The sequence below is a fragment of the Ruegeria sp. YTSA219 genome (assembly GCF_059609985.1).
Window position 1 is genome coordinate 89,334 of record NZ_JBXWMT010000015.1, and the last position, 6,959, is coordinate 96,292.

Below are 6,959 nucleotides of genomic sequence, written 5' to 3' on the forward strand. Positions count from 1 at the left end.
GGCTATTCCAGCGATACCCAAAGCACACGGGCATCTTCGGTACTGGTTGAAATACAGCCGTGCCCCATTCCACTGTCATAATAGAGCGAGTCCCCGGCTTTCATCGGCAGCGGTCGGTAGTGTTCCGACACAAAAGTCAGCTCTCCGCTGAGGACAAACATGAACTCTTCTCCAGAATGGCGAATCCAGTTTTCAAATTCGGAAATGTCGCGCGCCTTGATTGTCGCGATATAGGGCAGCATCCGTTTGCTGGTCAGCTCTGAACACAGCAATTCATGGATATATGTGGAGGTGTCCTTGATGTCACCGTCGCCCTTGGGCGTATAATCGCGACGGCCTGATATACCCGATTGACCGGACTGTAGAAACAGCTGCGGTGTGCTGAGGTCAAGCGCCTGTGTGAGCCGCCGAACAATATCAAAGCTGGGCTTTGTCTGGTTGTTTTCGATTTTTGACAGGGTTGATCGACCGATCCCGGCAGCACGACCGGCTTCTTCCAAAGTCCAGCCTTTTGCACGGCGCGCGTCGCGGATCGAGCGGCCCAGAGCCATACCCTCGTCCTGTTCGTCCATTCCGGAAACATCCGTTAAATTCTCTTCTGCCACGTGAAATCCCCCTGTTTTATCGATGCTTGCATAATTTCCAATCAAAATCAAATTCACCATTGTAAGAAAAATGTTGCCTTAAGGATGAAAATTCCACTATAGGAAACAAAGTTTCGCGAATTGGATTCGAAACCTTGGGAGGAGACCATGTTTAAAACGTCGCTGGCTGAGGCCGATCCGGTAATCTCTGCGTCGATTTCCCGTGAGGGTGCCCGTCAGGCGGATCAGATCGAACTGATCGCATCTGAAAACACCGTCTCGCAGGCGGTGATTGATGCGCAGGGGTCTGTGCTGACCAACAAATACGCCGAAGGGTATCCCGGTCGCCGGTATTACGGTGGCTGCGAATATGTCGACGAGGTCGAATCCGAAGCTATCGAGCGGTTGAAGAAACTGTTTGGGTGCGAATACGCAAACGTTCAACCTCATTCCGGCGCTCAGGCGAATGGAGCGGTCAAGCTGGCGCTGCTTAGCCCCGGTGACACGATATTGGGAATGTCGCTGGATGCTGGCGGGCACCTGACCCACGGCGCGAAACCCGCGCAATCGGGCAAATGGTTCCGTCCGGTGCAATACGGTCTGAACGATGCCGGGCTGATTGATTATGATCAGGTCGAGGCATTGGCAGAAGCTGAGAAGCCCAAGCTGATCATCGCGGGCGCATCGGCCTATTCGCAAAAAATCGACTTTGCGCGCTTTCGGGCAATCGCTGACAAGGTTGGGGCCTGGCTGCTGGCAGATATGGCGCATATCGCGGGGCTGGTGGCGACTGGGCTGCATCCGTCGCCTATTGGGCACGCTCATGTGGTGACGTCGACCACTCATAAGACCCTACGTGGACCACGCGGTGGGATCATCCTGACCAATGATGAAACACTCGCCAAAAAGATCAACTCGGCAGTGTTTCCGGGTCTGCAAGGTGGCCCGCTGATGCATGTGATCGCGGGCAAGGCTGTAGCCTTTGGTGAAGCTTTGAAGCCTGAGTTCAAAACCTACATGCAGCGCGTAGTCGACAGCGCGGCGGCTTTGGCGAATGTGATGATGGCGCGAGGCTGTGACATCGTTTCCGGCGGAACTGAGAACCATCTGATGTTGGTCGATCTGCGCCCCATCGGCGTGACTGGCAAAGATGCCGAGGCCGCGCTTGAGCGTGCAGGTTTTACTTGCAACAAAAACAGTGTTCCCGGCGATCCGCAAAAGCCAACGATTACCAGTGGTATTCGTCTGGGCACCGCTGCCGGATGCAGCCGTGGATTTGGCCCCGAAGAGTTTACAACGATCGGTCATCTGATTGGCAACGTGCTGGACGCTTTGGCTCAGTCGTCTGACGGGGATGCGACCGTCGAAAAAGAAACTCGTGAAAAAGTCCGCGCCCTTTGCGCGAGCCATCCGATCTACTGAGGTTAAATCATGAGCACCTATGACCTGATCGTTATTGGCGGTGGCCCCGGCGGATATGTAGCGGCCATTCGTGCCGCTCAGCTGGGCATGAATGTCGCTTGCGTCGAGGGGCGGGGTGCTCTTGGCGGGACCTGTCTGAATGTGGGGTGCATACCCTCCAAAGCGTTGCTGACCTCCTCGGCCAAATATGCCGAGATCAGCCATCTCTCCTCCCATGGCATAGAGGTCGAGGGGGCCAGCATCGACATCGGCGCGATGATGGGGCGCAAGGACAAGATCGTTGGTGACCTGACCAAAGGGATCGGATTCCTGTTCAAAAAGAACGGTATCGACCTGATCGAAGGTTGGGCCAGTATTCCGGCTGCAGGGCAGGTTCAGGTCGGCGACACGATCCATGAGGCAAAGAACATCCTGATCGCCACCGGATCCGAGCCGACCTCGCTGCCGGGGATTGAGATTGACGAGCAAGATATCCTCAGCTCGACCGGGGCGATTGCGCTGGACACCGTGCCGGATCATCTGGTGGTGATCGGTGCCGGTGTCATCGGATTGGAACTGGGTCAGGTCTGGGCGCGTCTGGGTGCCAAAGTCACGGTGGTTGAATATCTCGACCGTGTTCTGCCCGGCATTGATGGAGAGATCGCCAAGCTGGCACAGCGCGCCCTGTCAAAGCGCGGGCTGAAATTCCAACTGGGCAGGGCGCTGAAATCGGTCGGGAAAACCGACGTGGGCCTGTCCCTGATCGTGGACCGAGTTGGCAAGGACAAGGAAGAAGTGATCGAGGCCGACAAGGTCCTGATCGCTGTAGGCCGCCGCCCTGTGACGCGCGGACTGGGGTTGGACGCGCTTGGCGTTGCCCTGAGCGCGCGCGGCTTCATCGAGGTTGATGGCACATTCCAAACCTCGGTCCCCGGCATCTATGCAATCGGTGACTGTGTGCCCGGACCTATGCTGGCGCATAAGGCCGAAGAAGACGGCGTCGCCTGTGTCGAAATCCTGGCCGGTCAGGCCGGGCATGTGGATTACAACACCGTTCCGGGCGTGGTTTACACCGACCCCGAGGTCGCCTCGGTCGGTTTGACCGAGGAGGCGCTGAAAGAGGCTGGCACTGACTACGCGGTCGGCAAGTTCGCCTTCATGGCAAATTCGCGCGCGCGTTCGACCGGTGAAACGGATGGTGCGGTCAAGGTTCTGGCTGGCGATGACGGTCAAATTCTGGGCGCGCATATCTGCGGTGCGCATGGCGGCGACCTGATTGCCGAGCTGGTTCTGGCCATGACCAAAGGCGCAACAGTTGCTGAAGTTGCCGCAACCTGTCATGCGCACCCTGCCATGGGCGAGGCGGTCAAAGAGGCCTGCCTTGACGCCCTGGGCCGTGCGATTCACGCTTAACGAGGATCAGCCAGATGACCATCCAGCTTCGACCTCGTCACCCGGAAAAAGCCCAAAAGGCTGACAGTGTCATTCCGCGTAAACCGAAATGGATTCGGAAGAAACGGGTTGAAAGCGCAGAGTATTACGAAACCCGCCGCCTGATGCGTGACCATAATCTGGCTACCGTTTGCGAAGAGGCGGCTTGCCCAAATATCGGCGAATGCTGGTCCAAGCGCCACGCCACCATGATGATCATGGGCGAGGTCTGTACCCGCGGCTGTTCCTTCTGCAACGTTGCCACTGGCCGCCCCGACGCTCTGGACCAGTTCGAACCCGGCCGTGTGGCCGTTGCGGTGAAAAAGCTGGGCCTGCGTCATGTCGTGATCACTTCGGTTGACCGGGATGATCTGGCTGATGGCGGCGCTGAACATATTGCCCAAACCATCCGTGCTGTGCGCCACCAGAATCCCGGCACAACGGTAGAAGTTCTGACCCCCGACTTTCTGGGCAAAGGGGACGCGGCCGATCTGGTATTTGCGGCCGCCCCCGACGTATTCAATCACAATCTCGAAACGGTTCCGCATCTGTATCCTACAGTGCGTCCGGGCGCGCGGTATTACACTTCGCTGCGTCTGTTGGACGATGCCAAGCGCGCCAACCCCGAGATCTTTACCAAATCCGGCCTGATGGTCGGGCTGGGTGAAAGCCTTGGCGATGTGCGGCAGGTGATGGATGACCTGCGCGCCGCGAATGTCGATTTTCTGACAGTGGGGCAATATCTGCAGCCGACCGCAAAACATCACCCGATTGACCGGTTCTGGACACCGGAAGAATTCGCCCAGCTTGAGCAGATCGCACGCTCAAAGGGCTTTCTGCACGTGTCAGCCACGCCGCTGACCCGTTCGTCGTTCCACGCGGACGAAGACTTTGCCGCCCTCAAGCAAGCTCGCCAACGGGCGATTGCTGCCGGGGCATAATCCAAACGCGCTAGGGAGGAATACCATGGAAGCGTTAAATTCAATCGTAGGGGCCATCAATGGCGTCGTGTGGGGGCCGCTGATGCTGGTCCTCATTCTTGGCGTTGGCTTCTTCCTGCAGGTGGGGCTGAAATTCATGCCGATCCTGCGTATCGGCACGGGCTTTAAGCTGCTGTTCGCCGGTCGAGAAAGTCAGGGCGATGGGCAGATCAGCCCGTTTAACGCTCTGATGACGTCGCTGTCGGCGACCATCGGTACGGGTAACATCGCCGGTGTGGCTACTGCTGTCTTCCTGGGCGGTCCGGGCGCTTTGTTCTGGATGTGGATGACCGCCCTGGTGGGCATGGCCACCAAATATGCCGAGGCTGTTCTGGCGGTGAAATACCGTGAGAAGGACGAGCTGGGCAACTTTGTCGGTGGTCCGATGTACTACATCAAGAACGGTCTGGGTGCGAAATGGGCTTGGCTGGGTGTTGCATTTGCCCTGTTCGGCGCAGTTGCAGCCTTTGGTATCGGCAACGGTGTTCAAGCCAATGGTGTTGCACAGGTTCTCGAAGCCAATTTCGGCCTGAATACCTCGGTCACCGGTGTGGTGCTGATGGTCCTGACCGCAGCCGTAATCCTGGGCGGTATCACGCGTATCGGTGCCGTTGCCGGTAAACTGGTTCCGTTCATGGCGATTGCCTATATCATCGCGGGTCTGCTGGTTCTGCGGATCAATATCGGTGAAATCGGCAATGCTGTGTCGTTGGTCTTCACCTACGCCTTCACACCCTCGGCCGCCGAAGGTGGTTTTGCGGGCGCAGCCGTTTGGGCCGCCATCCGCTTTGGTGTGGCGCGCGGTGTCTTCTCGAACGAAGCCGGTCTGGGTTCCGCCCCGATCGCGCACGCAGCAGCCGAAACCAAAGGTCCGGTAAACCAGGGCCTGATCGCGATGCTGGGAACGTTCATCGACACTATCATCGTCTGCTCGATCACCGGTTTGGCAATCATCGCCTCAGGTGCATGGACCACGGGTGAATCCGGTGCCGCGTTGACTTCGGCCGCCTTCGAAATGTCGTTGCCGGGCATTGGTGGCTACTTGATCGCCATCGCGCTGTCGATCTTCGCCTTCACCACCATCCTCGGCTGGTCATTCTACGGAGAGAAATGCGTCGAATTCCTGCTGGGTGTCAAATCCCTGATGCCGTACCGCATTCTGTGGATTATCATGATCTACTTCGGCGCAACCGCGGATCTGGGCTTTATCTGGCTGCTTGCAGATACGCTGAACGCCATGATGGCTATCCCGAACCTAATCGCCTTGGCATTGCTGAGCCCAATCGTCTTCAAATTGACGAAAGAGTTCTTTGCCTCCGGTGGTAAGTCCGAAGAGCCGGGCGGCACGCCTGCCGAATAATCCGGGCACTGAAAACCTACGGGGGGCCATTCCGGCCCCCCGACTTGAAACAGAATTCCTATCTCGAGGAGAGGCGTGATGGCCACGAAAATCCTGCTGCCGATTGATCACTCTGACGACCGTTCCTGGAAACAGGCATTGCCGGTCGCATTGGAACAGGCGAAATTCTACGGTGCCGAACTGCACGCGGTCGCCGTCATCCCCGAGATCATCCAGCTTCCGAACCTGCCCGCCAATTATGGCGCCGGTGCCAAAGAGCATGTGCGCAACGCGGTTCAGGCCATCTTGGATAATGGTGACGCCGCGGGCGTTGCTGTCCATGTCCAAGAGGGCAGCGTCTATCGCGAAATTCTGAAGCTTGCTCATCAAGAGGGCTTCGACATGATCGTCATGGCGTCGACCAAGGGCGATTTCCCGAATTATGAAATTGGTCCGAACCTGGCACGCGTGGTGCGCAATGCGCATTGCACCGTCATGGTTGTTCGTGACCAGTCCCGCTGATCGAAAGGTACCTGAAATGACGGATATTAAGCGCACGCCTTTGCATGGTTTGCATGTTGAGTTGGGTGGGAAGTTGGTTGATTTTGCGGGCTGGGAGATGCCTGTTCAGTATCCTTTGGGGATTATGGGTGAGCATGCGCAGTGTCGTGAGAAGGCGGCGGTGTTTGATGTGTCTCATATGGGTCAGGTGATCCTGCGGGGTGAGGATGTTGGTGCCAAGCTTGAGGCTCTGTGCCCGCAGGCCTATGCGACACTGAAGCCTGGCAAGGCGCGGTATGGATTTTTCACCAATTCGGATGGCGGGATCATGGATGATCTGATCGTGTCGAATGCGGGGGATCACTTCTTTGTGGTGGTGAACGCGGCGCTGCGTCATCAGGATATTCCGCATATGCGCGCCAATCTGGACGGGGTTGAGGTGATCGAGATCTTTGACCGCGCGCTTGTTGCGGTGCAGGGACCGAAGGCCGAGGATGTGGTGGGTGCGCTTTGCCCTGCGGCGCGGGATCTGAAGTTCATGGAAACTGTTGTTGCCGACATCCTGGGGGCCGAATGCCGGATCTCGCGTCTGGGCTATACCGGCGAGGACGGGTACGAGATCTCGATCCCCGAGGACCGTGCGATAGAAATCACCAAGGCCTTCCTGGCGCATGAGGATTGCGAGGCGGCGGGCCTGGGCGCGCGCGACAGCCTGCGGCTGGA

7 protein-coding genes are annotated in these 6,959 nt (G+C 57.8%); 6 read left to right on the forward strand and 1 reads right to left on the reverse strand.

Annotation, left to right across the window (positions count from 1 at the left end):
• Window positions 1-2: 2 nt before the first annotated feature.
• On the reverse strand, window positions 3-572 hold the full coding sequence (locus AC2FFB_RS17445; RefSeq protein WP_496824562.1) for a helix-turn-helix domain-containing protein: 570 nt from the start codon (window positions 570-572) through the stop codon (window positions 3-5).
• Between the two features lie 180 nt (window positions 573-752).
• Here AC2FFB_RS17445 and glyA point away from each other — a divergent pair, with 180 nt between their 5' ends.
• The 6 genes from glyA to AC2FFB_RS17475 form a co-directional block, all read left to right on the forward strand.
• The gene (gene glyA, locus AC2FFB_RS17450; protein ID WP_496875227.1) at window positions 753-2,006 is read left to right on the forward strand and encodes a serine hydroxymethyltransferase; all 1,254 of its coding nucleotides are present in this window, start codon (window positions 753-755) and stop codon (window positions 2,004-2,006) included.
• Window positions 2,007-2,015: 9 nt separating this feature from the next.
• Window positions 2,016-3,398, forward strand: a complete 1,383-nt coding sequence (lpdA, locus tag AC2FFB_RS17455; RefSeq protein ID WP_496875228.1) for a dihydrolipoyl dehydrogenase — start codon at window positions 2,016-2,018, stop codon at window positions 3,396-3,398.
• A gap of 14 nt (window positions 3,399-3,412) precedes the next feature.
• Window positions 3,413-4,357 (forward strand): lipoyl synthase, encoded by a 945-nt coding sequence (gene lipA / locus AC2FFB_RS17460; protein WP_496875229.1) that lies wholly within the window; start codon window positions 3,413-3,415, stop codon window positions 4,355-4,357.
• A gap of 25 nt (window positions 4,358-4,382) precedes the next feature.
• A complete protein-coding gene (locus tag AC2FFB_RS17465; RefSeq protein WP_281995888.1) occupies window positions 4,383-5,756 on the forward strand; it encodes an alanine/glycine:cation symporter family protein in 1,374 nt (457 codons plus the stop codon).
• A 78-nt stretch (window positions 5,757-5,834) separates the two neighbouring features.
• Complete coding sequence (locus AC2FFB_RS17470; RefSeq protein WP_496875230.1) at window positions 5,835-6,257, forward strand: universal stress protein; 423 nt, start codon at window positions 5,835-5,837, stop codon at window positions 6,255-6,257.
• Between the two features lie 16 nt (window positions 6,258-6,273).
• The coding region (locus AC2FFB_RS17475; RefSeq protein WP_496875231.1) for an aminomethyltransferase family protein at window positions 6,274-6,959 on the forward strand (686 nt) is incomplete at its 3' end.